21 protein-coding genes, 1 tRNA gene, 3 rRNA genes and 1 riboswitch are annotated in these 25585 nt (G+C 46.4%); of the genes, 17 read left to right on the plus strand and 8 right to left on the minus strand.

Going from position 1 to position 25585, the window contains the following annotated elements:
- Positions 1 to 104 precede the first annotated feature (104 nt).
- Complete coding sequence (locus ACUUJN_RS00425) at positions 105 to 1139, minus strand: alpha/beta hydrolase (RefSeq protein ID WP_484669142.1); 1035 nt, start codon at positions 1137 to 1139, stop codon at positions 105 to 107.
- A gap of 609 nt (positions 1140 to 1748) precedes the next feature.
- Between ACUUJN_RS00425 and ACUUJN_RS00430 the strand changes: the two genes are divergently transcribed.
- The 13 genes from ACUUJN_RS00430 to ACUUJN_RS00490 all read left to right on the plus strand — a co-directional run bounded on the left by ACUUJN_RS00430 (position 1749) and on the right by ACUUJN_RS00490 (position 15693).
- Positions 1749 to 3304: ribosomal RNA gene (locus ACUUJN_RS00430) — 16S ribosomal RNA — on the plus strand.
- Positions 3305 to 3699: 395 nt separating this feature from the next.
- Positions 3700 to 6625, plus strand: a 23S ribosomal RNA gene (locus ACUUJN_RS00435).
- A 150-nt stretch (positions 6626 to 6775) separates the two neighbouring features.
- Positions 6776 to 6892: ribosomal RNA gene (gene rrf / locus ACUUJN_RS00440) — 5S ribosomal RNA — on the plus strand.
- The 16S, 23S and 5S rRNA genes sit together here, the layout of an rRNA operon.
- A 345-nt stretch (positions 6893 to 7237) precedes the next feature.
- Positions 7238 to 8695 carry an IMP dehydrogenase gene (gene guaB, locus ACUUJN_RS00445; RefSeq protein ID WP_013308172.1) on the plus strand — a complete coding sequence of 486 codons (1458 nt, stop codon included), beginning with the start codon at positions 7238 to 7240 and terminating at the stop codon, positions 8693 to 8695.
- A 328-nt stretch (positions 8696 to 9023) separates the two neighbouring features.
- Entirely contained in the window at positions 9024 to 10412 is a 1389-nt protein-coding gene (locus ACUUJN_RS00450; protein ID WP_053324338.1) for a D-alanyl-D-alanine carboxypeptidase family protein, read from the plus strand.
- Positions 10413 to 10543: 131 nt separating this feature from the next.
- Positions 10544 to 11425: a pyridoxal 5'-phosphate synthase lyase subunit PdxS gene (gene pdxS / locus ACUUJN_RS00455; RefSeq protein WP_025720037.1), complete on the plus strand. Its 882-nt coding sequence runs from the start codon at positions 10544 to 10546 to the stop codon at positions 11423 to 11425.
- Between the two features lie 16 nt (positions 11426 to 11441).
- Positions 11442 to 12008 carry a pyridoxal 5'-phosphate synthase glutaminase subunit PdxT gene (gene pdxT / locus ACUUJN_RS00460; protein ID WP_053324339.1) on the plus strand — a complete coding sequence of 189 codons (567 nt, stop codon included), beginning with the start codon at positions 11442 to 11444 and terminating at the stop codon, positions 12006 to 12008.
- Positions 12009 to 12044: 36 nt separating this feature from the next.
- On the plus strand, positions 12045 to 13328 hold the full coding sequence (serS, locus tag ACUUJN_RS00465) for a serine--tRNA ligase (protein ID WP_484669143.1): 1284 nt from the start codon (positions 12045 to 12047) through the stop codon (positions 13326 to 13328).
- Positions 13329 to 13416: 88 nt separating this feature from the next.
- Positions 13417 to 13505, plus strand: a tRNA-Ser gene (locus ACUUJN_RS00470).
- A 144-nt stretch (positions 13506 to 13649) separates the two neighbouring features.
- Entirely contained in the window at positions 13650 to 13991 is a 342-nt protein-coding gene (locus tag ACUUJN_RS00475) for a hypothetical protein (RefSeq protein ID WP_013308177.1), read from the plus strand.
- A 28-nt stretch (positions 13992 to 14019) separates the two neighbouring features.
- Complete coding sequence (locus tag ACUUJN_RS00480) at positions 14020 to 14190, plus strand: hypothetical protein (RefSeq protein WP_007428073.1); 171 nt, start codon at positions 14020 to 14022, stop codon at positions 14188 to 14190.
- Between the two features lie 72 nt (positions 14191 to 14262).
- Positions 14263 to 14418, plus strand: coding sequence for a small acid-soluble spore protein P (locus tag ACUUJN_RS00485; protein ID WP_025720032.1), 156 nt, complete (start codon positions 14263 to 14265; stop codon positions 14416 to 14418).
- A 198-nt stretch (positions 14419 to 14616) separates the two neighbouring features.
- Positions 14617 to 15693, plus strand: coding sequence for a hypothetical protein (locus tag ACUUJN_RS00490; RefSeq protein WP_028542606.1), 1077 nt, complete (start codon positions 14617 to 14619; stop codon positions 15691 to 15693).
- Positions 15694 to 15808: 115 nt separating this feature from the next.
- Here the strand turns inward: ACUUJN_RS00490 and ACUUJN_RS00495 are convergent, their stop codons facing one another.
- A complete protein-coding gene (locus ACUUJN_RS00495) occupies positions 15809 to 16375 on the minus strand; it encodes a GNAT family N-acetyltransferase (RefSeq protein ID WP_053324342.1) in 567 nt (188 codons plus the stop codon).
- A 60-nt stretch (positions 16376 to 16435) separates the two neighbouring features.
- Positions 16436 to 16936, minus strand: a complete 501-nt coding sequence (tadA, locus tag ACUUJN_RS00500) for a tRNA adenosine(34) deaminase TadA (protein ID WP_068939350.1) — start codon at positions 16934 to 16936, stop codon at positions 16436 to 16438.
- Between the two features lie 328 nt (positions 16937 to 17264).
- On the opposite strand from tadA, the gene ACUUJN_RS00505 reads away from it, so the two are divergent.
- Positions 17265 to 19541: a PAS domain S-box protein gene (locus ACUUJN_RS00505; RefSeq protein ID WP_028542603.1), complete on the plus strand. Its 2277-nt coding sequence runs from the start codon at positions 17265 to 17267 to the stop codon at positions 19539 to 19541.
- A gap of 51 nt (positions 19542 to 19592) precedes the next feature.
- The gene (rluF, locus tag ACUUJN_RS00510) at positions 19593 to 20294 is read left to right on the plus strand and encodes a 23S rRNA pseudouridine(2604) synthase RluF (RefSeq protein ID WP_028542602.1); all 702 of its coding nucleotides are present in this window, start codon (positions 19593 to 19595) and stop codon (positions 20292 to 20294) included.
- A gap of 135 nt (positions 20295 to 20429) precedes the next feature.
- Here rluF and motB read toward each other — a convergent pair whose 3' ends face one another.
- Positions 20430 to 21257, minus strand: a complete 828-nt coding sequence (gene motB, locus ACUUJN_RS00515; protein WP_025723781.1) for a flagellar motor protein MotB — start codon at positions 21255 to 21257, stop codon at positions 20430 to 20432.
- Positions 21250 to 22044, minus strand: coding sequence for a flagellar motor stator protein MotA (motA, locus tag ACUUJN_RS00520; protein WP_013308185.1), 795 nt, complete (start codon positions 22042 to 22044; stop codon positions 21250 to 21252). The genes motB and motA overlap by 8 nt, the downstream gene beginning before the upstream one ends.
- A 187-nt stretch (positions 22045 to 22231) precedes the next feature.
- Between motA and ACUUJN_RS00525 the strand changes: the two genes are divergently transcribed.
- Together ACUUJN_RS00525 and ACUUJN_RS00530 are read left to right on the plus strand one after the other, a co-directional pair.
- Positions 22232 to 22525: a hypothetical protein gene (locus tag ACUUJN_RS00525; RefSeq protein ID WP_338533056.1), complete on the plus strand. Its 294-nt coding sequence runs from the start codon at positions 22232 to 22234 to the stop codon at positions 22523 to 22525.
- A gap of 117 nt (positions 22526 to 22642) precedes the next feature.
- Complete coding sequence (locus ACUUJN_RS00530; RefSeq protein WP_007428083.1) at positions 22643 to 22942, plus strand: 4a-hydroxytetrahydrobiopterin dehydratase; 300 nt, start codon at positions 22643 to 22645, stop codon at positions 22940 to 22942.
- Positions 22943 to 23020: 78 nt separating this feature from the next.
- On the opposite strand, the gene ACUUJN_RS00535 is transcribed toward ACUUJN_RS00530, so the two are convergent.
- The 3 genes from ACUUJN_RS00535 to ACUUJN_RS00545 all read right to left on the minus strand — a co-directional run bounded on the left by ACUUJN_RS00535 (position 23021) and on the right by ACUUJN_RS00545 (position 25578).
- The gene (locus ACUUJN_RS00535; protein ID WP_068939352.1) at positions 23021 to 23527 is read right to left on the minus strand and encodes a GNAT family N-acetyltransferase; all 507 of its coding nucleotides are present in this window, start codon (positions 23525 to 23527) and stop codon (positions 23021 to 23023) included.
- A 303-nt stretch (positions 23528 to 23830) separates the two neighbouring features.
- Positions 23831 to 24331, minus strand: coding sequence for a C40 family peptidase (locus ACUUJN_RS00540; protein ID WP_025723776.1), 501 nt, complete (start codon positions 24329 to 24331; stop codon positions 23831 to 23833).
- 5 nt (positions 24332 to 24336) lie between these two features.
- Positions 24337 to 24474, minus strand: a riboswitch (cyclic di-AMP (ydaO/yuaA leader).
- A 276-nt stretch (positions 24475 to 24750) separates the two neighbouring features.
- Positions 24751 to 25578, minus strand: a complete 828-nt coding sequence (locus ACUUJN_RS00545) for a hypothetical protein (protein WP_028542598.1) — start codon at positions 25576 to 25578, stop codon at positions 24751 to 24753.
- Positions 25579 to 25585: the final 7 nt, after the last annotated feature.

Consider the following 25585-nt stretch of genomic DNA (forward strand, 5'->3'; position numbering starts at 1 on the left):
AATCAAGCATAATAAGTGTTAGGCAGCAAAGACGCCCGGATTCCTTTATATAGAAGGAACTCGGGCGTCTTTTATTTTTTTATGCTGTTTAACATATAAAGTCCCTAATCATCTGTGTATGCTTTAGACATGGTTGACTGAAAGTGTCTTGTGTCGATGATGAGTTCACGGATGACTTGGATGACAAGCTCCGGTTGATCATGGATGATCATATGCTCGCTCTTCTTGGCAACAATAAATTTGCTGTTTGTAGAGATGTTAAGCATCTCGCGCTGTCCCATTTGCCAGCTTTGTTCGATCTGATCATTTCCGCGTTTACTAATACCGAACTGAGTCAAATCTTGTTGAATGCCCCGGGCAATTACACGTACAGGGAGGTTACCCAGATGCTGTCCCCGTATGGCATCTTCGGTAGTGCTTGCTAGATCACCCTCCTCCGCAACAGATCGAAAGTATTTAGAGGAAGCGACAATATTCACAAAAGATTTTCTATCTTGATATTCGACCCGACCCGTTAGCATTAAATTGGGGAACAGGCGAAAAGCCCCTGACTTTTCTAGGAGAATGGATATTAACGGGGAGGGATTGACTTTAGGCCGTTCCTTGGCATAGATCTCATTTGTCCGGCGAGCGTCATTTTCAGGCCTGGCATCCACCAGAACCAATCCTGCCACTTCGTCTTTGTATGTCTGCGCGTACAGTCTTGAGTACATCCCTCCAAGGGAATGGCCTACCAGAATATAAGGAGCTTGGATGTCTGCGTTTTTTAAGGCGACATGAAGCTCTCGAACGATGTTTTCCCCGGTTCGTGGAGTAGCAGCCTCCTCGCTCCAGGCATAGCCTGCCCGGTCATAGGATACAACAGTGGTGAATGATGACAGTTTTTCGGGAATATCTCTCCATGACAGGCTACTTTCCCCGCTCCCTGATTCAAGCAATATTGTTGGAGAGCCGTTACCGAGTTTACGAATATGGAGTCGATAACCCCCGGCATCGACCAATTCCCCCGGAGGTGGGTATTGTGATTTATCCTTTTTGGATGCAATCCACTCATACACAAATCCTGAGATCACGAAAAGCAGTAAGCAAGAGATGATAAGAAACACAATTCTCGTCCATGTTCGCCTTCGTTGCTTCATTAGTAAATCTACTCCTCTATACAGTTATAATTAATCATTACCTAAAGTTGCGTGAAACAAAGCTGCTATCGCATGGTTTGTTGCTAGCTCCTTATCTTTTTTACCCATCCTTTCTTTGTCAAATCATCAATATTAAAGAAAAAGCAGAATATGCACTTGAGTTGTAATGAGCAACACGCGTATTCGAGATCATTGAATGGATCTCACGTCGTTCTTGGATGCAGATAACTAAGTCCATTTAGCAAAAGTACAGAGTACACAGGATGTCATTACAACAATAATGATAGTAAAAACAATTTATTAAAAAACGGTTGCATTTAAATATGCGGAGTGGTATACTCTAATTCCGGCCAAGAAATACAATATTGCGAGCGAGTGTTACAAAAAAAGATTTAAAAAAGTGCTTGCAAAGTTGGCTCAGAGATGATATGATATAAGAGTTGATGAAGTGATAAACTGAATCGACCGAAAAAGAATGTTTGATCTTTGAAAACTGAACAACGAGTGAGTAAAACGATTTTGTTCGCAAAATCAAACAAGAGATATTTTTATCTCGTCAGTTTCAAAATGAGCTTATCGCTCTTTCTATAAACCAGCTTCGGTTGGTCTTTAATGGAGAGTTTGATCCTGGCTCAGGACGAACGCTGGCGGCGTGCCTAATACATGCAAGTCGAGCGGGGTTATGTAGAAGCTTGCTTCTACATAACCTAGCGGCGGACGGGTGAGTAACACGTAGGCAACCTGCCCACAAGACAGGGATAACTACCGGAAACGGTAGCTAATACCCGATACATCCTTTTCCTGCATGGGAGAAGGAGGAAAGACGGAGCAATCTGTCACTTGTGGATGGGCCTGCGGCGCATTAGCTAGTTGGTGGGGTAAAGGCCTACCAAGGCGACGATGCGTAGCCGACCTGAGAGGGTGATCGGCCACACTGGGACTGAGACACGGCCCAGACTCCTACGGGAGGCAGCAGTAGGGAATCTTCCGCAATGGGCGAAAGCCTGACGGAGCAACGCCGCGTGAGTGATGAAGGTTTTCGGATCGTAAAGCTCTGTTGCCAGGGAAGAACGTCTTGTAGAGTAACTGCTACAAGAGTGACGGTACCTGAGAAGAAAGCCCCGGCTAACTACGTGCCAGCAGCCGCGGTAATACGTAGGGGGCAAGCGTTGTCCGGAATTATTGGGCGTAAAGCGCGCGCAGGCGGCTCTTTAAGTCTGGTGTTTAATCCCGAGGCTCAACTTCGGGTCGCACTGGAAACTGGGGAGCTTGAGTGCAGAAGAGGAGAGTGGAATTCCACGTGTAGCGGTGAAATGCGTAGATATGTGGAGGAACACCAGTGGCGAAGGCGACTCTCTGGGCTGTAACTGACGCTGAGGCGCGAAAGCGTGGGGAGCAAACAGGATTAGATACCCTGGTAGTCCACGCCGTAAACGATGAATGCTAGGTGTTAGGGGTTTCGATACCCTTGGTGCCGAAGTTAACACATTAAGCATTCCGCCTGGGGAGTACGGTCGCAAGACTGAAACTCAAAGGAATTGACGGGGACCCGCACAAGCAGTGGAGTATGTGGTTTAATTCGAAGCAACGCGAAGAACCTTACCAGGTCTTGACATCCCTCTGACCGGTCTAGAGATAGACCTTTCCTTCGGGACAGAGGAGACAGGTGGTGCATGGTTGTCGTCAGCTCGTGTCGTGAGATGTTGGGTTAAGTCCCGCAACGAGCGCAACCCTTATGCTTAGTTGCCAGCAGGTCAAGCTGGGCACTCTAAGCAGACTGCCGGTGACAAACCGGAGGAAGGTGGGGATGACGTCAAATCATCATGCCCCTTATGACCTGGGCTACACACGTACTACAATGGCCGGTACAACGGGAAGCGAAATCGCGAGGTGGAGCCAATCCTAGAAAAGCCGGTCTCAGTTCGGATTGTAGGCTGCAACTCGCCTACATGAAGTCGGAATTGCTAGTAATCGCGGATCAGCATGCCGCGGTGAATACGTTCCCGGGTCTTGTACACACCGCCCGTCACACCACGAGAGTTTACAACACCCGAAGTCGGTGGGGTAACCCGCAAGGGAGCCAGCCGCCGAAGGTGGGGTAGATGATTGGGGTGAAGTCGTAACAAGGTAGCCGTATCGGAAGGTGCGGCTGGATCACCTCCTTTCTATGGAGAATCGTTTCCTGCAACGGAAACATTCAAATCAGCAGGTACATGTACCTGCGACCGGATATTCAATTCGGTTCATCACGTTCGTGTGAATGAAATGAATATCCTTAACTTACTCACTCGTTGCTCAGTTTTGAGAGCTCAAACTCTCAACATACTGCATGAATATCATCTACTCGGCTGAGTTAGACCGATATTCACACAGGCTACAGTTTCGATGAAACTGTATTGCACCTTGAAAACTGGATACCGAAACGAAATTGCGTTTTAGAATATTCCTTTAAGCTGATCTTGTGTAAACAAGTGAAATAAAGGTAGCTGCCTTGAATTTTATTCACATATTTGTGTTGAACCGAAATTCAAAGCAAATCGTATTTACCATGTAAATACTAGGTTAAGCTACAAAGAGCACACGGAGGATGCCTAGGCGCCAGGAGCCGACGAAGGACGTGGCGAACAACGATAAGGCCTCGGGGAGCTGTAAGCAAGCTTTGATCCGGGGATGTCCGAATGGGGAAACCCGGCTGTCTTCATCGACAGTCACTTTCTGCTGAATACATAGGCAGAATAGAGGCAGACCAGGGGAACTGAAACATCTAAGTACCCTGAGGAAGAGAAAACAATAGTGATTCCGTCAGTAGCGGCGAGCGAACGCGGATTAGCCCAAACCAAGGAGCTTGCTCCTTGGGGTTGTGGGACGTCTCACATGGAGTTACAAAGGAACCGGTTAGATGAAGAGGTCTGGAAAGGCCCGCCAGAGAAGGTAAAAGCCCTGTAGTTCAAAACTTGTTCTCTCCGAGACGGATCCCGAGTAGTGCGGGGCACGTGAAACCCCGTATGAATCCGGCAGGACCATCTGCCAAGGCTAAATACTCCCTGGCGACCGATAGTGAAGCAGTACCGTGAGGGAAAGGTGAAAAGCACCCCGGAAGGGGAGTGAAATAGATCCTGAAACCGTGTGCTTACAAGAAGTCAGAGCCCGATCTATGGGTGATGGCGTGCCTTTTGTAGAATGAACCGGCGAGTTACGTTCCCGTGCAAGGTTAAGGTGAAGAGCTGAAGCCGCAGCGAAAGCGAGTCTGAATAGGGCGACTTGAGTACGTGGACGTAGACCCGAAACCGGGTGATCTACCCCTGTCCAGGGTGAAGGTGCGGTAACACGCACTGGAGGCCCGAACCCACGCATGTTGAAAAATGCGGGGATGAGGTGGGGGTAGCGGAGAAATTCCAATCGAACCCGGAGATAGCTGGTTCTCCCCGAAATAGCTTTAGGGCTAGCCTCGGAAAAAAGAATCGTGGAGGTAGAGCACTGATTGGGTGCGGGGCCCGCAAGGGTTACCAAGCTCAGTCAAACTCCGAATGCCATAGATTTAGTTCCGGGAGTCAGACAGTGAGTGCTAAGATCCATTGTCGAAAGGGAAACAGCCCAGACCATCAGCTAAGGTCCCCAAGTGTGTGTTAAGTGGGAAAGGATGTGGAGTTGCACAGACAACCAGGATGTTGGCTTAGAAGCAGCCACCATTGAAAGAGTGCGTAATAGCTCACTGGTCGAGTGACTCTGCGCCGAAAATGTAACGGGGCTAAACACACCACCGAAGCTATGGCTTGATGCTTGCATCAGGGGTAGGGGAGCGTTGAATGCGGGTTGAAGGTGTACCGTAAGGAGCGCTGGACTGCATTCAAGTGAGAATGCCGGTATGAGTAACGAAAAGATCTGTGAGAATCAGATCCGCCGAAAGCCTAAGGGTTCCTGAGGAAGGTTCGTCCGCTCAGGGTAAGTCGGGACCTAAGGCGAGGCCGATAGGCGTAGTCGAAGGACAACAGGTCGAAATTCCTGTACCACCGTAATCCGTTATGAGCGATGGGGTGACGCAGTAGGGTAGTGACGCGGACTGATGGATGTCCGTCTAAGCAGTGAGGCTGGTGTGTAGGCAAATCCGCACATCGTAAGGCTGGGCTGTGATGGGGAGCGAAAATTGTAGTAGCGAAGGTCATGATCTCAGACTGCCAAGAAAAGCCTCTAGCCAGGAGAAGGTGCCCGTACCGCAAACCGACACAGGTAGGCGAGAAGAGAATTCTAAGGCGCGCGGAAGAACTCTCGTTAAGGAACTCGGCAAAATGACCCCGTAACTTCGGGAGAAGGGGTGCCTCGGTAGGGTGAATAGCCCGAGGGGGCCGCAGTGAAAAGGCCCAAGCGACTGTTTAGCAAAAACACAGGTCTGTGCGAAGCCGCAAGGCGAAGTATACGGGCTGACGCCTGCCCGGTGCTGGAAGGTTAAGGGGAGTGGTAAGCCTTCGGGCGAAGCTATGAACCGAAGCCCCAGTAAACGGCGGCCGTAACTATAACGGTCCTAAGGTAGCGAAATTCCTTGTCAGGTAAATTCTGACCCGCACGAATGGCGTAACGACTTGGGCGCTGTCTCAACGAGAGATCCGGTGAAATTTTAATACCTGTGAAGATGCAGGTTACCCGCGACAAGACGGAAAGACCCCATGGAGCTTTACTGCAGCTTGATATTGAATTTGGGTACGATCTGTACAGGATAGGTGGGAGCCGTTGAATCTTGAGCGCCAGCTTGAGAGGAGGCATCCTTGGGATACCACCCTGATCGTATCTAGGTTCTAACTTGGTACCGTAATCCGGTGCGAGGACAGTGTCAGGTGGGCAGTTTGACTGGGGCGGTCGCCTCCTAAAGAGTAACGGAGGCGCCCCAAGGTTCCCTCAGAATGGTTGGAAATCATTCGAAGAGTGCAAAGGCAGAAGGGAGCTTGACTGCGAGACCTACAAGTCGAGCAGGGACGAAAGTCGGGCTTAGTGATCCGGTGGTACCGCATGGAAGGGCCATCGCTCAACGGATAAAAGCTACCCTGGGGATAACAGGCTTATCTCCCCCAAGAGTCCACATCGACGGGGAGGTTTGGCACCTCGATGTCGGCTCATCGCATCCTGGGGCTGAAGTAGGTCCCAAGGGTTGGGCTGTTCGCCCATTAAAGCGGTACGCGAGCTGGGTTCAGAACGTCGTGAGACAGTTCGGTCCCTATCTGTCGTGGGCGTAGGAAATTTGAGAGGAGCTGTCCTTAGTACGAGAGGACCGGGATGGACGTACCGCTGGTGTACCAGTTGTTCCGCCAGGAGCACCGCTGGGTAGCTATGTACGGAAGGGATAAGCGCTGAAAGCATCTAAGCGTGAAGCCCCCCTCAAGATGAGATTTCCCAATTAGTAAGACCCCTTGAAGACGACGAGGTAGATAGGTTGGGGGTGGAAGTGCAGTAATGCATGGAGCTGACCAATACTAATCGGTCGAGGGCTTATCCTAAATAAAACGCAAATGAGTTTCGGATCCAGTTTTCAGGGTGTAACCTTGAAAGTATGTACAAGTGACATACAATAAGCGCATGGCTATTCATTCACACGATAAGTGATGAACCGAATAACCATACGGTAGAATTTACGATGTGAATTCATGTTTGGTGGCGATAGCGGAGGGGTTCCACACGTACCCATCCCGAACACGACCGTTAAGCCCTCCAGCGCCGATGGTACTTGGACCGCAGGGTCCTGGGAGAGTAGGACGTCGCCAAGCAACAAGTAAAGAGAACCATGATCTCATTGAGATCATGGTTCTCTTTGGTATATTACGGTACAAACCACTTATATAATTGCTTCCATGCTGCGACTCAAAGAGGAGATATGCTCTTGTAAATAGTTATTACCTTTGGAAACGCTTATTTTTAAAGGTTGTCCTTCGTAGGAGTACAGTTGTTTGTACAGGGAAATACTAAAGGTTAGGGCTATTGATGAAGGCTTGACACCCCTATACCGCTTTGCTAAGATTGCAATAATATATTTTCAGAGAGCCTTGATTTGTCCATGTCGGACAGACAACAAGACCAATACAGACTAAACAATTTGAAGGAGGATCATCTTGGTGTGGGAAGATAAATTCGGTAAGGAAGGCCTTACCTTTGACGATGTTTTGCTGGTACCTCGCAAGTCGGTGGTTCTGCCCAAAGAAGTAAGCGTGGCGACTCGTTTGAGTGATAACGTAAAGCTGAATATTCCTTTGATGAGTGCTGGTATGGATACTGTTACTGAGGCAGTGTTGGCAATCGCGATGGCTCGTGAGGGCGGTATCGGTATTATTCATAAAAATATGTCGATTGAACAGCAAGCGGTAGAGGTGGATCGGGTTAAACGTTCGGAGAGCGGTGTTATCACCAATCCATTCTCATTGACTCCGGATCATTTGGTATCCGATGCTGAAGCAGTTATGGGTAAATACCGCATTTCTGGTGTACCTGTTGTAAACGAAGAAAACAAACTGGTGGGTATTATTACTAACCGCGATCTTCGCTTTATTCACGATTTTAACCTTAAAATCAGTGAAGTCATGACGAAGGAAGAACTGGTAACTGCACCTGTAGGTACGACTTTACAGGAAGCGGAAGTCATTTTGCAAAAGCATAAAATTGAAAAGCTCCCTTTGGTCGATGATGAAAATTATCTCAAAGGCCTTATCACCATTAAAGATATTGAGAAAGCTATTCAATTTCCGAACGCAGCGAAAGATGCACAAGGCCGTCTTCTGGTCGGTGCGGCTGTCGGCATTTCCAAAGATACATTTGATCGGACTGAAGCACTTGTAAAAGCTGGTGTGGATATGATTGTTGTGGACTCTGCTCACGGGCATCATATTAACATTATTGAAGCAGTCCGCAAGCTGCGTGAAGCTTATCCTGATCTGACGATTGTAGCAGGTAATGTAGCTACTGGTGACGGAACGCGCGAATTGATTGAAGCTGGAGCATCGGTCGTAAAAGTCGGTATTGGTCCAGGCTCCATCTGTACAACACGCGTAATCGCAGGGATTGGTGTTCCACAAGTAACAGCAATTTATGATTGTGCAACAGTAGCACGTGAATATAATATTCCGATTATTGCAGACGGCGGTATTAAATACTCCGGTGAAATTACAAAGGCTATTGCGGCAGGAGCTTCTGCGGTAATGCTGGGAAGTCTTTTTGCAGGTACGGAAGAAAGCCCAGGCGAATCTGAAATTTATCAAGGACGCCGCTTCAAAGTATATCGTGGCATGGGATCTATGGCTGCGATGAAGCAAGGTAGTAAAGATCGTTATTTCCAAGATGACGACAAGAAATTGGTACCGGAAGGCATAGAAGGACGCGTTGCTTATAAAGGACCACTTTCCGACACTGTTCATCAGCTGTTGGGCGGTCTTCGTTCTGGTATGGGTTATTGCGGTACAGCTAATATTGAGGAGCTTCGTAACGATACAAGCTTTATCCGTATTACAGGCGCTGGTCTGCGTGAGAGCCATCCGCATGATGTGCAAATTACGAAAGAAGCACCAAACTACTCTCTATAAAGTTCGGCTGTAGTAGACTTGACGACAGGCAGAGCGTATTTCGCTCTGCCTGTCTTTTTTTAGAGATACCCCTGTGATAGAATAGACAAGTGTCCGCCTTTATGACGAAATTAGTGATGAATTAGGGCACGTAGGTCTTTTGGACGATTCCTACCAGTGAAGAAGATTCGAGCAGGAAATGCTCATGACAGGATACAACTAAGAAAACGAAATAAAACTGGATTTTATAACATTAAAACATTAATTACATTGGCCAAGTAGAGGCTGTAACCACCGTCTCGTTATACATAGCGGATCGGGTTGAGGTACGAGAGGAGTTTGTATTCATTTGAAAGCGAACAATTTAAAGCAAAATACAAAACGCAGCATGATTAAAAAGAGTGTGACTGCAGTCATGGTGCTTAATATGATGTATATGTCGGCATTGCCTGTTGTAGGAAATTTTGATCCGAGCGTGGCTACTTTTGCAGCTGGAGCGGCAACACAGGCAACCAATATTACGGGGACAGGTTCTATTAACCCCCCTAGTCTGGCACTACGTTCTGCCATTTTGATCGAGCCTTCCACTGGGCAAGTATTGCTGTCTATGAATCCAGATGAGCCACTTCCACCAGCAAGTATGACTAAAATGATGACAGAATACATCGTGGCTGAACAGGTTAAGCAAGGTAAACTCAAGTGGACGGATAAGGTTACGGTTAACGAGAATGCTTCTAAGAGCATTGGATCACGTATTTTTTTGGCTCAAGGGGATCAACATACGGTAGAAGAGCTTTATATTGCAATGGCGGTAGGTTCTGCTAATGATGCAACAGTAGCACTTGCTGAACGCGTATCCGGAACTGAGCAGGACTTTGTAAAACTAATGAATGAAACAGCTCAGAAAATGGGCATGAAAAATACGTATTTTATCAACTCGACTGGTTTGGACCGTGGTGATATGCCGAAAGGCTTCCAGCCGGATACAGACCGGGAAACTGTGATGACAGCGAGAGATGCAGCGACATTAGCTAGTAACATTATAAAGGACCACCCGGATTATACACGGTTTACCACAATTCAATCTTACAAATTCCGACCGACTGACAAAGCACCAATTATTAACTATAACTGGATGCTAGAAGCAAACAAAAATATTACTAACTTTAGAAAGTTTGCTTATCCCGGCTTGGACGGAATGAAAACGGGCCATACGAGCAATGCTGGAAACTGTTTTACAGGAACCGCTGAGCGCAACGGAATGCGTCTCATCAGTGTAGTTATGGGAGCAGATTCAGAGCCTCATCGTTTCACAGAGACAGCTAAAGTGCTGAACTATGGTTTTGATAACTTTGAAGTGAAGCAGGTTGTTGCTCCAAAGACGGTGGTTAAGGGTGTTGAGAATGTGCCTGTGACCAAAGGTACGGAAACAGAAGTACCGATCGTCACCAAGGATGCAGTAAGCTTTATTGTACCTAAGGGTGCGAGCAATCCTAAGGTAACCTTTACAACGAACATTACACCAGCAAGCTCTCTGGTGGCACCTTTGAAGCAAGGGGCCAAAGTCGGAACAATTACGTACACGTACAAGACAGACGGTGTGGATAAAGGGCAGACAAAAACCGTTGATCTGGTTACTACGACGGCAGTAGAAGAGGGCGGCTGGTTCCGAATGCTTTTCCGGGCAATCGGTGATTTCTTCGGAGATCTGTTCCAAGGAATTAAGAACCTCTTCTAAAAAAGCAAAGCTAGGCGACCTACCTTGTTTTTCATTACTTATTTTGCAGCTTGAAATGATTGTGTATTTGGCATTCGTGCGGTAAAATATTAAGTTAGAATCTAAACGTAACCCTTACAGGAGGCAACGACATGGAAACGGGAACTTCGCGTGTAAAAAGAGGTATGGCAGAGATGCAAAAAGGCGGCGTAATCATGGATGTCATGAACGCTGAGCAGGCTAAAATTGCAGAGGCAGCAGGAGCTACAGCTGTAATGGCTCTTGAACGGGTGCCTTCGGATATCCGTGCAGCTGGTGGGGTTGCTCGTATGGCTGACCCAACGATTGTGGAAGAAGTTATGAAGGTTGTTTCTATTCCTGTTATGGCTAAGGCTCGCATCGGTCACTTTGTAGAGGCAAAGGTACTGGAATCTCTCGGTGTTGACTATCTCGATGAGAGCGAGGTGCTGACACCTGCGGATGAAGTTTTCCATATTGATAAGCGGGAGTTCACCGTTCCATTTGTTTGTGGAGCCAAGGATCTGGGAGAAGCGCTGCGTCGTATTGGTGAGGGTGCATCTATGATCCGTACGAAGGGCGAACCGGGAACTGGGAATATTGTTGAGGCCGTTCGGCATATGCGTTTTATCAATGGTCAAATTCGCAAGGTGCAAAACTTGTCGAAGGACGAGCTGTATGCAGAAGCGAAAAACCTCGGAGTTGCTTATGAACTGCTGTTAGAAGTGCATGAGCTTGGCAAGCTGCCTGTGGTCAACTTTGCAGCGGGTGGTGTAGCGACACCTGCCGATGCCGCGTTAATGATGCATTTAGGCGCTGATGGCGTCTTTGTAGGTTCTGGTATTTTCAAGTCGGATAGCCCTGAGAAGTTTGCACGTGCAATCGTGGAAGCGACCACTCATTATACGGATTACAAGCTAATTGCAGAAGTCTCCAAGAATTTGGGAACTCCTATGAAAGGCATTGAAATTTCCAAACTGGCACCGCATGAGCGCATGCAGGATCGTGGTTGGTAAGAAAGAAGGGACCGGCATGAAAATAGGTGTATTGTCGCTGCAAGGCGCTGTAGCTGAACATATACGAAGCGTTGAACGTGCGGGTGCGGAAGGTATAGCGGTGAAGAAGATCGAACAGCTCGATGAGCTGTCCGGTCTTATCATTCCCGGTGGTGAAAGTACCACTATCGGTAAGCTAATGCGCAAGTATAATTTTATAGAGGCTGTACGTCAGTTTTCCAATCAAGGCAAGCCTGTATTCGGTACTTGCGCGGGATTGATTGTACTGGCTAAAACGATTCAAGGACAGGAAGAAGCACATTTGGGACTCATGGATATTACAGTATCGCGTAATGCATTTGGTCGCCAAAGAGAAAGCTTTGAAACAGACTTGAACATTAAAGGGATTGAGGAACCGGTTCGTGCTGTATTTATACGCGCGCCATTAATACAGTCTGTTGGAACGGGAGTAGATGTGCTGTCTGAGTATAACGGCGAGATCGTGGCAGCCCGTCAGGGTCATTTGCTGGCTTCATCCTTCCATCCGGAGTTAACAGACGATTACCGGTTACATCAGTATTTTGTGGATATGGTCCGCGAATAGGGGAAAGTCAGGTTTGTAGTGTAGGAGGGATTACCTGTGTTAGATATAAAGATTTTACGTAATGAGCTTGGTCGGGTTGAGAAAGCTTTGCAGAACAGGGGGAAATCTCTGGATCTGATTAATGGTTTTACAGATCTGGATGTAAGCCGTCGTGAGTTACTTCAAGAAAGCGAAGGACTCAAAAATCGTCGGAACGTGGTATCCGGTGAAGTAGCCAAGTTGAAGAAGAATAAGGAAAATGCGGATGATCTGATTGCAGAAATGCGTCAAGTCTCCGATCGTATTAAAGAATTAGATGAGCAAGTACGCGAACTGGAAGTACAGATCGACGAACTGGTGATGTCTATTCCGAATATTCCTAGTGAAACAGTACCTGTAGGTGCATCGGAAGAGGATAATGTAGAAATCCGTCGCTGGTCGGAGCCACGCGAGTTTTCTTTTACACCTAAAGCGCATTGGGAATTGGCTCAGGATCTAGATATTCTTGATTTTGAGGCAGCAGCCAAGGTAACGGGTTCTCGTTTTACGTTCTACAAAGGACTGGGAGCAAGATTAGAGCGTGCGCTGATTAACTTTATGATGGATCTGCACAGCAGTGAGCATGGTTATGAAGAAATGCTTCCTCCATACATTGTAAATCGGGATAGCTTGTACGGAACGGGTCAACTTCCGAAGTTTGAAGAAGATTTGTTTAAGCTGCGTGATACTGAGTATTATCTCATTCCTACGGCTGAAGTTCCGGTAACCAACTACCACCGTGAAGAGATCATGAATGCGGAGCAGCTTCCGAAATATTATGTGGCATACAGCTCTTGCTTTCGCTCAGAGGCAGGATCAGCAGGACGTGATACACGTGGCCTGATCCGTCAGCATCAGTTCAATAAGGTAGAGATGCTTAAGCTGGTTCACCCGGATACCTCCTATGAGGAATTGGAGAAAATGACGAATAACGCTGAGCGTGTTTTACAGCTGCTCGGACTTCCATATCGCGTGCTGGCACTTTGCACTGGAGATATGGGTTTTACGTCTGCCAAAACGTACGATCTGGAAGTATGGTTGCCTGAGAGTGGCATGTACCGCGAGATTTCTTCTTGTTCAAACACAGAAGACTTCCAAGCGCGTCGTGCAAACATTCGTTTCCGTCCAGATTTGAAGGCGAAGCCTGAATTTGTACATACGCTGAACGGTTCAGGATTGGCTGTGGGTCGGACTGTGGCTGCTATTTTGGAGAACTATCAGCAAGAGGACGGAAGCATCGTGATCCCAGAAGTCCTGCGTTCATACATGCGAGGTGTTGAGGTTATTGCTCCTAAGCAGTAAGTGTTGCATTCTTAGAAATCCTGTGGTAAAATAATTTTGTTGCGCCTGAGTATGTTAAAAGGGAAGCAGCTTTATCCATTTACCACCTGGAGAGGTACCGAAGCGGTCATAACGGGGCGGTCTTGAAAACCGTTAGAGTGCAAGCTCACATGGGTTCGAATCCCATCCTCTCCGCCATATTTTAAATAAACCAAGTCATTCAAATACGATAGCTGATACATTGGCCTTTATAAGCTAATGATCAGGAATCGTGGAGAATGGCTTTTTTGTTGTATAAAAAGCTCGTTTTTTTCACACGTTATCAGATGTGGAGGTGCTGGCATGAATCGAGAAATGACAGTAGACCAGCAAAAGCTGGTAGAGGCCTGGCAGGAACAACTGCCGATTCTTTTGAATTCAGGGGACAAATCACAGGTACAGGCAGATGAAGCCAATAACCGGGCTATACGAATCCACATCGAGGTTGAAGGCCGACAAATGTACTCCTTTGATTTTGCATGTACTTATGTAGACTCCCGGGAAGTACAGGTTAGCTTAGTCGATGTAGAGCGGGACGGACAGTCTGTGGATGAACGAACAGATATCATTCAGCAGTTAGTGTCCGATTATACTCGGCATATTCACCAATGTGCCCAAACATTACAGTCGTTGACGCATTCGTAGGTCATGAAGGAATGAGGAGGAAGGCTACATGACAAAAGCCAAAAACGGACTGGATAAAAACCTGTCTAACATTGTTGATGATTTGGAGCAACGTCCAGTTAATAGTCATCAGGCACAGCAAGTGCAGCAGGATCGTAATGATCGCCGTCATCAGGATTCACTAAATCACGATAAAACGGAAGATCTACACCATCTATAGTCCTATTTTTAATGGTAATAAACGGATTCGTTGATGTACCAAAAATATAGACTGAGAATGGAGGATGCATAAATGAGCAAGCCTAAAGCCATTCCTGTTCCCGAAGCACAGGATTCTGGTGGAAGTAACGAAAAGCGTGAGCGTAGTCATCAGCAGGAGCCGTTATCCGGTTCCAAGAAGGTGAAACAGCGGAATCACGTGGATCACCATAATAGAGAAGGCTCATAAGCAGGCAGACCTTTCTCCTAAAATATATTGCATAGTGTAAGACACCCTGGTTAGAGAGCCAGGGTGTCTTTGTGCTTATTGTAAGAAAATTTTCCAATAAGTGTTTCGCCGTTTGAGAATATGAGTTAAAATAGAAGGTGTGTATTTTTTTTGTTAGCATAAAAAAGGGGTTAATTACGAGAGGAGAGAATCTACACAATGAGTAAAAAGTTATCCGTCTTGGTACTCACTATGGTGTTGCTTTTGACGGTAGCCCTGGTAGGTTGTAGCAAGAAGTTAGAACCGAAGGAAGCTGTTACGACCGGTACAGCTAATGCAATGAAATTGAATTCTTATGAATCCAAAAGTCAATTCACGATTAAGGAACTGACCATTACATCCGCTTCTGTTCCAAGTGAGCAAAGTGCAATGGTAACTAGCATGCTGAAAAATGCTGATATTACGCTGGATGGTGTATACCAAAAAGAACCTTTCCAATCTGAAATGACGCTCGGCATTCATTTGAAAGGTGATCTTTCCACCAGCTTCACGATTCCAATGGTAATGACTAAAGATAAACTGTACGTTAAAATTCCTAATATTCCATTTTACCCGCTTCCACAGGATGTTGTAGGTAAATTCCTGATCATTGATCCACAAGAACTGGCTAAACAATCAGGACAAGAATTTAATCCTGCAGCCATGGATCAGGAAAAATCGCAGAAATTTGCGAATGAAGTGATTGCTGCTATTATGAACGAGTATGATCAAGCTACGTACTTCTTTGATATTGATCCTAAAGACGCTAAATTGCCACAAGGCGTTGAAGCTAAACAAGTAGTTCAGTTCAAAATAACGAACGACAATGTGAAGCAAGCGACCAATACATTTATCACTAAGGCGCTTCCTAAAGTCCTTGATGTGATGTCTAAAGATGAATATGCTGGCATGCTTCAAGTGAAGAAGGAAGAGCTGGCTGAAGCGAAGAAAGAACTGCAATCCAACACCAGCGAAGTTAGCAAAAAGCTGGATGAGTTGAAAAACTATTTGACGGTGAAACAATTTGACATTAACACAGCTTTGAACAAGGATAACATTCCTGTGTATCAAGACCTGAATGCGAATGTAGAGATGAATGATCCGGCTACAAAAGACAATGTGAAATTGTCCGTAACAGGCTACACGCAATACAGCAAAATCAATGCTAAAGCAGCATTTAAAGTGGGTATTCCAACAGGTGATCAAGTCCTGACTATGGAACAACTGCAACAAAAAATGCAAACTGTTGCTCCTTAATTATGGGATGACATGATTGCAAAACATCATTTTTTTCGTATATGATGTAAGAAAACCGCTCGGCATAAGCCGGGCGGTTTTTTGTTTACTGTTAATGTTGTCCCTGTGCAGTCATTTAGCTCTGCCACACGTCATCCTCAGCCAAAAGTCCAAACATCTGGTGATCCTGCCATGCGCCCTGAATCTGTATAAGCTTGCGAGCAATGCCTTCTGGCTGGAAGCCGCATTTTTTTAATACACGTTGTGAGGGATCATTATGCAAAAGGGTACCCGCTTGGAGACGATGTAGAGATAAGGCACGAAAGGCATATTGTATGATCAACTTTAAGGCAGCGGTCATATGCCCTTTACCCTGTTCATGATGATCCATCATGTAACCGATATCAGCGAATTGTCCAACTCCACGTACTAGATTGGAAATAGAGATATAACCGATGAGCCGTTCTTCCTTTAAGAGAAAGATACCGAACACGTAACCTCGATCCTCTTCGGCCTGACGCAATTTCTGACGGATATAATCCTGCTGTTTCTCTAATGTGAAAAATGAATCCTCGTAAAGCGGCTCATAAGGCGCATGGGAATCCCTATTACGGTGCCTAAGGGCGAGAAGGGCTTCGCTATCCGCCAAGCTAAATGGCCGTAAAAAGATACCTTGAGGCGTATTATACAAGCTCATAGGCATGGGTTGGTCTCCTTCCATGGGGAATTAGCAATGAGATGAAGTGTTTTGGACTTTTCCCCCTCAGGATGAGGATGAGGGAGGAGACAATCTGGCTGCCGCTCTTTTTTGCCGGAGATGCCGAAAAAAGCTCGTTAGCAGCGAGGCGCATTCCTCCTGCAGTACACCACTAGTTACTTCTGTACAGTGATTAAACCGAGGCTCCTGTAATAAATTCATCAGCGTGCCTGCGCAGCCTGCCTTGGGATCTGTAGTTCCGTATATCAAATGGGGAACCCGTGATTGAACAATGGCTCCGGCGCACATTGGACACGGCTCCAGAGTGACATACAGCCTACAATCCAGCAGGCGCCAAGCGCCTAAGTGCTCACTGGCCTGACGAATGGCAACCATCTCTGCATGTGCGGTTGGGTCAGCATCCGTCTCGCGCAAATTGTAACCGCGGCCGATGATTTCATTATCTTTTACGATGACAGCTCCGATGGGGACTTCACCTAACGTTTCTGCCTTATACGCTTCCTGAATGGCTTCTTTCATCCAATAGGCGTGATCCATAGTGGTCACTGGGAAAATGCTCCTTTCAAACGCGGAATTATCCAACGAACAAATATTCCGTTGTTAACATGATGTGAATAAAACTGTGGATAACAAGGCACTTGTCCACAGGTTTATCCACAGTTTATAATAAAATCTGTGTATTTGTGGACTACCTGTGGATGATTATCTTCTTATATTGTAGGCAAACGCCCGTCTATTGACAATACTGTACACAAGGTGTGTATTTATGTATATCCGGTAAATGTAAATGCTGGTATCAGAGGCGCTATTACGGTATCATTGAGTTAGCAATTGCCAGTAATCGCCAGCATACGGCAAGAGGTGAGAAATCAGTGTGTCGATAAAAATCAGAATAACGATCATTTTGTCGGGGTCCGTCTTGTTTATCCTGTTGTTAAACATCGCACTCAATTATTACACGACCCACGAAAATCTAAGAAGTGACAGTGAAACTAAAATGGTTCTGACCGCTAAAATTATCGGAGGAGCTATCGAACAAACCCAACATAGCTGGGAGGCCGTTGACAAACAGCTCGGATATAATCTGTGGCTTTCTGCCACGTTGGCTGCCAATCAGCTCGATCCTGACATCCGAAATATTCAGCAGGAACAGCTTCAACAGATAGCCACACTCCACAGGGATATTAATATTTCTTTGATGATTCGAGACGGGCAGGGGTATAAGGTTGTCAAATCCTCCGATCCTAAAGAAGTAACGCCATCCGATCCATTGACCGGGCATTGGAAAAATGCAGTTGACCAATTATATGAGCATGGACAGGCTGCAATGGCGCAAGGTCAGAAACTGGATCATTTTTGGACCGGATCATTTGACTACACGGGTTCAGACTCCTCACATATTAATAAATGGGGATTTTATTATGACCAAAAACGTAACTACTTAATTCGAATTTCCTTTCAGGATACTTCAGTACAAAATTTCATAACCATCCTGAGTCCCGATGAGATCGTAAAGCAAACCCAACAAGTGGATTATCGCATCATGGAGATTACAGGAATTAACCCTGCAACCTTTGGTGGCGCTACGATGGACAAGAACGGGAACGACTGGAAATACTATTACATGTACAACAAACCGATCCAATTCGGCACGTATCAACTAACGAGAGTGCAGGAGGATCGTTTGGCCGTGTCCAGGGCTATCATCTCGGGGGAGAGTATTGTACAAGACTGCTATATTAAAGGCGAACGGGTTCTCGTCAGTTACATACCTTTTTATCCGGCTAACCGTGATGCCTATGTTATCCGTATTGTTATGAATTATGATACGATCACTTCTGTTATTTCCAAGCAATTGATTAGTTTAATTGCCATTTCTATTGTCCTTTTAGAGGTTGTGATCATTGGAAGCTATGTGCTTGCCAGTCTGTTTGTCCGTCCAATTCAGTCGATTCTGGGCAAAGTGAACGAGATGGCTGATGGTCATTTTGATACACGGCTAGAAATCAAGGGTGGTCATGAGCTTGCACAGTTGGGTGAGCGCATCAATGCGATGGCCTACAATTTGGGGGTGTATACGAGAAGACTCGAACAAATGTATGAAGAGAACCGTTCTGTAAAGGAGCATCTGGAATCGGTTATTAATCAGACAGCAGATGCGATTCATGTGACTGATGAGGAGGATCGTGTCGTTCGGGTCAATCATGCCTTCGAAGCTTTGTACGGCTGGACCAAGAAAGAGTTGGTTGGTCGTAAGCTGGAGTTTGTACCTCCGCAGCAACAGGAGGAGTATGAATTTCAGAAGAAGAGCCTGCTTCAGGGAGAGAGCATCGTATCAAGTGAGTCCCTTAGAATGCGTAAGGATGGAAGTACGGTAGAGATTAGTATGAGCACGTCGCCTATTCTGGATGAAGAAGGCCAGATTTTGGGGTTTATCTGCGTGTCGCGTGATATCACGGGTCGCAACCGGATGGAGGAGCTGTTGCGCAGATCAGAGAAACTGACAACCGTCGGACAACTAGCGGCAGGCGTAGCGCATGAGATTCGTAATCCGCTAACCACGCTACGTGGCTTTCTCCAACTACAGCAGCAAAATCAAGTGTTGAATATGAAACACAACGATATTATGATGTCTGAGCTGGATCGCATTAATTTGATTGTAAGCGAGTTTTTAATTCTGGCGAAGCCACAGGCGGTGCATTTTCAGAAAAAAGATGTTCGCTATATTGTGAGCGATGTGATTTCTTTACTAGATAGTCAGGCGCATCTGCTGGGCATTGTATTCAATCTTCAGGTCACGGACGAGCCTGCCCTGGTATACGCCGAAGAAAATCAGTTAAAACAGGTATTCATTAATTTACTTAAAAATAGCATGGAGGCTATGAGTAAAGGTGGTATCATCACGATTCATTTGTTCTTGGAGGGAGAAAGCGTTAAAATCTTCATACGGGACCAGGGAACGGGTATTCCTGCAGAAATGCTGTCCAAGCTAGGAGAACCTTTTTTCACAAACAAAGAAACAGGGACAGGACTAGGACTTATGGTCAGCCAGCGTATTATACAGAGTCATAAAGGCACACTGGATATTGAAAGCACAGAGGGAGAGGGAACGACAGCCCTGGTGCAGCTTCCGATTGCCAAGCCGGAGTAACGGGCAGGGGCGCAGGAGGAAGTGTGTTAGTAGAAATGGAGGGTACACAGGTTGCGCATTAACAAGTTTATCAGCGAAACCGGTTTTTGCTCGCGTCGGGAGGCGGACAAGCTGGTAGAGAGCGGCAGCGTGACGATTAACGGCGAAGTGGCCGTGCTGGGTAGTCAAGCGGAGGAAGGCGATGATGTTCGCGTGAACGGCAAGCCACTGCGCGAGAAGTCCGATCACGTCTATATTGCATTGAACAAGCCGGTGGGCATTACAAGTACAACGGAGAGCCACATTAGAGGCAATGTTGTTGATTTTGTGGGGCACCCGCAGCGGATATTCCCGATTGGACGCCTGGATAAGGATTCGGAAGGTCTCATTTTACTTACCAATGATGGAGACATTGTGAATAAGATTTTACGGGCAGAAGGCAAGCATGAGAAAGAATATATCGTAACAGTGGATCGCCCTGTCATACCATCTTTTGTGCAGGGCATGTCCAGTGGGGTGAAAATACTCGGCCAGCGAACGCTACCTTGTGAGGTGACGCGTGTATCTGAGTATGTATTCCGTATTATCCTGACTGAAGGGAAAAATCGTCAGATCCGGCGTATGTGTGCTGCCTTCGGTTATGAAGTAAAAAAACTGCAACGGCTGCGAATCATGAATATTCGGTTGGGGTCCCTTCAGAAAGGTGCCTGGCGTGATCTGACAGAGGCTGAGAAGCAGGAGCTTGGCCAGATGCTCGATTATACGCTTAGCTAATGCCAGAGGAGTTTCGTATAGCCTACAGCGTATGATCCTCTTATCAGATAAGGCCAGAGTACAGGAAGCATAAACAAAGAGGCACCAGCTGCATAAAAATGCGGCGGTGCCTTTGTTCATATAACATATGCATAATCAACCTTCACTCGAGCTTGAGGTAGGACTGATGACTTGTGTCCCGTTCTGATATTTGCGGAGAACAGATATTTCAACACGACGGTTTTTGGAGCGTCCTTGACCATCTTGATTGCTTGCCAATGGACGATACTCGCCATAACCGATGGATACAAACTTGGTTGGATCGAGATCTGGATTGAGCAACAAGATACGCAAGAAATTCAGAGAGCGCTTGGCGCTCAAATCAAAGTTGGACGGGAACTGGCTGTTGGAGATCGGTACATTATCCGTGTGACCCGATACGATAACATCATAGCCAGGGAACTGCTGAAGCATACTAGAAATAGACTTGGCCAGCTTTCTTGCTTCCGGCTTTACTTCGGCCTGCCCGGATGAAAACAAGGCATTATCACTAATGGTGATCATCAGCTGTGATTGGTTCAGCTTGGTATTCAGCAACGGGGTCAGGCCGTTATTTTGAATGTATTGATCCATTTGTTTTTTAAGTTTTTTTAAATCTTCTTCTTCCCGCTGGGCCAACTGTTTTTGCAGTTCAGAGGTAGAAGTAGCCTTCGATTTTAAGGGTTGTGATACTTGTTCTTTATTTTTGCCCATATCCATGGATTGTGACGACGGATTCGCGGCCGAGTGATCCAGCACGCCAGTGCCGCCACTAAAAGCTGCACTCAGGGATTGAGCCATAGTTTCAAATTTTTTGGCGTCGAGCGAGCTCATACCGAATAAGACAATGAAAAGAGCCAACAGAAGGGTCATTAAGTCGGAATATGGCAATAGCCAGCTTTCGTCAGCATGCTCTTCATGCGGTTCATGTCTCTTTTTACTCACTGGAATCGCCATCCTTCTGGGTCATCGTAGCCCGTTCGGTCGGAGTCAGGAAGATCGTCAGTTTCTGACTGATGGCAATCGTCGATATCCCCGATTGAATGGAAAGCAGACCTTCGACCATCATTAATTTAAGCTCTACTTCTTTTTTGGATAACCGTTTGAGCTTGTTGGACATCGGATGCCACAGGACATAACCTGTAAAAATACCGAGCAACGTCGCAATGAAGGCTGCTGCAATGGCATGAGAAAGCTTTTCCATGTCACTAAGGTCGGCCAGAGCGGCGATCAGACCTACAACCGCACCGAGTACCCCGAGCGTTGGAGCGTACATACCAGCTTGAGAGAAGATCAGCGCGCCAGAGCGATGTCGGTCCTCGGTAGCATTGATATCCTCCATCAGAACGTCCCGTACGAATTCCTGATCATTTCCGTCAATAATCATTCGCATGCCGCCACGCATAAAGGGATCGTCGATTTCCTCTACCTTAGATTCCAAGGCGAGCAGACCTTCACGACGGGTAATGGATGCCCACTCGGTAAACGTACCGATGAGCTCTTTGCGGTCTAACAGTTTTTGTTCGGTGAAAATAACCTTGAACAGCTTCGGAATCCGTTTGATTTCTGCCATCGGGAAGGCCATAAATATACTCGCTGCCGTTCCGACGAAAATAATCATGTAAGCAGCGGGATTATTGACCAGATTGACGACCGGAGCGCCTTTTAAGATCATCCCGACGACCAGTGACATAATCCCGAGCACAAGTCCGATAATGGTTGAAATTTGCATGATACACCTCATCCATGAGAATAGATTTTGAATCCTTTCATGCCGCCGGGGTCGTCCTTGCCCCAAGCGCGTCATTACAAGACGGATTATAGTATTTATCGACAAAACTCTCTTTTTTGTTAAGTGCGAATTTCCGGTATAATAAGGTGATTATGTATTGAATGGCGGAACCATTGGAGGAAATGGCATGGGAGTAAAGCATGGGCGTGAGTATGAACAAATTTTGAACGATTTGACAGAGGCTGTGGGACGCATCCCAGACAGCTACGAATTTTTTGAGATGGAAGCAGAAGATTGGGACAGGCTGGACCCGGCGGGACGCCAGGAAGTCAATGAAGCTTTGGCAGAAGACTTATTTTATGCACTGGGTACAGAGCCCATAATCACTGTAGGCAGTGGCGTTCTGATCTATGAGCCGGAGCAGCATCGTATCTATGTACTCATTGGAGACGAGGAGCTGACGTCAGTCCCTTTGATTTGAGTTCCGTCTTATGGATTTATCAACGGGGCCGTGGTAATATGTACACCAATATATCGTAGTTTTGGCCGTATTTAAGCGGTCGAAAGGCTTCCGTATAAACGGGGAGGAGTTCGTAACATGCCTTTTACACAAGAAGAGATTGAAGCACATCTGGAGAAACTGGAGGGCTGGGAACTGGAGGAAGGACGTTGGATCGTTCGGAAATATAATTTTTCCAGTTTTATGAAAGGGATTGCATTCGTGGATGAAGTTGCCGCTATATCTGAAGCATTCAATCATCATCCATTTATTACGATTGATTACAAGACCGTGACTCTGCGTTTGACCTCTTGGGACGACGGCGGTATTATGGCCGTGGATATTAAGGAAGCCCAACAATATAATGAAGCTTTTGAAAAAATGCGCAGCAGTCATTGAGCTTGTAATGATCTGTCGTATGATGATAAAAGCGCCTTCGCTATACAACATCGCGGTTGTATGCCGAAGGCGCTTTTATCATAGAACCTGGGTTTGGTGCTCGGGACGATATACCATACAAAAAAACGGTTTTTTGCCATCGGGAGTCTGGCGTTCATAGGTATCTGTAAGCTCAAATCCAGCCGCCTTGTAAGCCCGGATAGCGCGCCCATTCCAAGTGAGTACCTCTAGATCAATTTCATTCTTCGGGTTGCGTCGTTGGGCTTCCTCTGCAATGGCACGGACAAAATCAGAGCCTTTGCCATGTCCGCATCTTTCGGGATGCATTCCAAGACCTAGCCGGGTCACACCGATCATAGGAAAATATTGAGCAAATCCCGTCAGCTTATTCTCTTCATCCAGTACGGCAACATATTGCTCTTGGCGAAGCGTGGGACTTCCAAATTCGACTTCAAGCGCCTTCATTTGTTCCCAGGGGAGCCAACCGTATATATTATAAGGTGGGTCATAGCGCCACTCACAGATTGCAGCCGCTTGATGCTCGTCCATCGGTACGATCCGATAGTTGGATATTGAGGCCGGCATGTGTTTCATCCTCCTTTTACAGGTACTTCAATCATTAACAACAGATTGTAGACAAGTTGCAGGGGAATGGCAAGCGTGTTTATTTCATACTCAAGTCGGGTATACATTCAATAAGAAGGATTTACTGCTCATATGCTCCCCCAGCGCTGACGGTAAAACCGACGATGTTCGCTAAAATTGAAACCTTTTGAGGCTTCAGTTCGTCAGTAATGATAATAATTGCTGATGTTGTGGACATAAAAAACCGCAATTCGATTCCGGCCAGAATCAAATTGCGGCTAGGGTTAGCTTGCTGTGCGTTAGTTATTCTACGTTGTCGTCATCAGGAATTTCTGAAGCTACAGAATGGTAAGCGTCTGTGCTCATAATTCTTTTTGCACCGACATAGCGGTTAGCGTAATAATTTTCGTTCAGTGAGCTAACTACTACACCACGTGAAGTCGAGGAGTGGGCAAATTTCCCTTCACCTACGAAGATACCTACATGGGAAATGCCTCTTCCTGTGGTGTTGAAGAACACCAGGTCTCCAGGTCTCATTTCATCGCGGGATACAGAAGATCCCATTTTGAATTGTGATCCGGATTGATGCGGAAGTTTAATTCCCAGTTTGTTGAATACATACATTGTGAAGCCGGAGCAATCGAATCCCTCGAGTGTAGTGCCTCCGCTTCTGTAGCTCGTTCCTTTGGCATCTTGAATGACCTGGTCCATCTTAGAGTCTGCATATGCACTGCCGCCACCGAATGTAAAAGATGTAAAGGCAATGGCAAGACCCATAGCTGCGATCGTTAGCTTCTTCTTCAAAAAAAATATACCCCTTCCAATGCCTGCGAGGTTAGCTTAAGGATTCGGTAGAAGGTTCCCCTATGACCACTCTGTTGCGAGATCAATTCACCCAAACTGGTTCCCCCGCTTCCTAGGTGCCAGGAATTAGGCTTAACTTAAGATGTGCACCTTGGAGAGCAGTATTCACAATAACGTTATTTTTGAGATAAAGGTTACAATAAAGATTACAAAGTTGTTACTATCAGTTCACTGCGATTATTGTAACAAAGACGGCTGGCTTTGGCAAATGTTTCATTGCAAAAAGTTACAAAAAAAATCTGCTCCTAATGTCCAAGGAACAGATGTTGTTAACAGTATTCAGTTATGTGTCGTTTGCGCGGATATGAATCAAGATTTTTCGACAGACGGAAATGAAGTAAAAAACATAAAGGCAGGGCTTAACTTCTACTGGAGATATCGGTATGCCATAGTCTGTACTGCGAACTGATATGCCACAGCCTGACCAGACTAGTAACAAAATGATACGATTGCTGGAGAATGAGCGCCAGCATGCCAGTCCAAATCATCGCCACGGTGCCAAATAGACCGAAGACCAGCAGCACACAAGCACCAAGCAAAAGAGATATACCGACAGCTGGAAGGAGCTGGCGAAAGAAGGCGAGCAGGGACGATAGTATGGCGTGACCACCGACAGTCCCCAGTTGCATATACAGGATGCACTGCCGAATGAACCATCCGTATGCCATCCATCCCATGACATAGGGCAACAAATGCAGCAGATAAGAGGAAGATTGAAGTGCTCCTGCTACAATAGGGTAGAGTCTCGGTACTACCCAAATGGCGGGAAGCAGCAGCAGTCCCAACTCGATGATGTAATACAACAGCGACGACATGCCATGGCGTTTCATACCCTTGAAAAAGGACAGGCTTTGCGGTTCAGTCGCATCGGTATGCAGGCTTTGATATATTCCGGCTCTAATGAAGGGAGTGATCAGTATGCGTAGTACAGTCGCCCCTAGTAGTATCCACAAATACACATGTACTTCCCGGCTGTCCATCAGAGCAATCTGGCTCTCCATCCAAAACAAGGTCTGTCCCAGCTCGTTTTGACCCTGATCAGGATAACGGAGCAGTAGCGGGATAACGGCAGACTGCACCAGCCGATAGAGAAACACCCCCCACAGTAGTCGATACAGAAATAAAATGATAACGATATAGAATCGTATGCGCACCAGCGCCCAGCCCTCTTTTATAACAGTCCGCATCTATAGA

It is taken from the genome of Paenibacillus sp. LRG-1, from assembly GCF_057220305.1.

Excerpts from the sequence above, each read along its gene's own strand:
- ACUUJN_RS00425 (WP_484669142.1), bottom strand. The coding sequence starts at position 1,139 with ATGAAGCAACGAAGGCGAACATGGACGAGAATTGTGTTTCTTATCATC.
- pdxS (WP_025720037.1), top strand. The coding sequence starts at position 10,544 with ATGGAAACGGGAACTTCGCGTGTAAAAAGAGGTATGGCAGAGATGCAA.
- pdxT (WP_053324339.1), top strand. The coding sequence starts at position 11,442 with ATGAAAATAGGTGTATTGTCGCTGCAAGGCGCTGTAGCTGAACATATA.
- ACUUJN_RS00475 (WP_013308177.1), top strand. The coding sequence starts at position 13,650 with ATGAATCGAGAAATGACAGTAGACCAGCAAAAGCTGGTAGAGGCCTGG.
- ACUUJN_RS00480 (WP_007428073.1), top strand. The coding sequence starts at position 14,020 with ATGACAAAAGCCAAAAACGGACTGGATAAAAACCTGTCTAACATTGTT.
- ACUUJN_RS00485 (WP_025720032.1), top strand. The coding sequence starts at position 14,263 with ATGAGCAAGCCTAAAGCCATTCCTGTTCCCGAAGCACAGGATTCTGGT.
- ACUUJN_RS00490 (WP_028542606.1), top strand. The coding sequence starts at position 14,617 with ATGAGTAAAAAGTTATCCGTCTTGGTACTCACTATGGTGTTGCTTTTG.
- ACUUJN_RS00495 (WP_053324342.1), bottom strand. The coding sequence starts at position 16,375 with ATGCCTATGAGCTTGTATAATACGCCTCAAGGTATCTTTTTACGGCCA.
- motA (WP_013308185.1), bottom strand. The coding sequence starts at position 22,044 with ATGCAAATTTCAACCATTATCGGACTTGTGCTCGGGATTATGTCACTG.
- ACUUJN_RS00525 (WP_338533056.1), top strand. The coding sequence starts at position 22,232 with ATGGGAGTAAAGCATGGGCGTGAGTATGAACAAATTTTGAACGATTTG.
- ACUUJN_RS00530 (WP_007428083.1), top strand. The coding sequence starts at position 22,643 with ATGCCTTTTACACAAGAAGAGATTGAAGCACATCTGGAGAAACTGGAG.
- ACUUJN_RS00535 (WP_068939352.1), bottom strand. The coding sequence starts at position 23,527 with ATGCCGGCCTCAATATCCAACTATCGGATCGTACCGATGGACGAGCAT.
- ACUUJN_RS00545 (WP_028542598.1), bottom strand. The coding sequence starts at position 25,578 with ATGCGGACTGTTATAAAAGAGGGCTGGGCGCTGGTGCGCATACGATTC.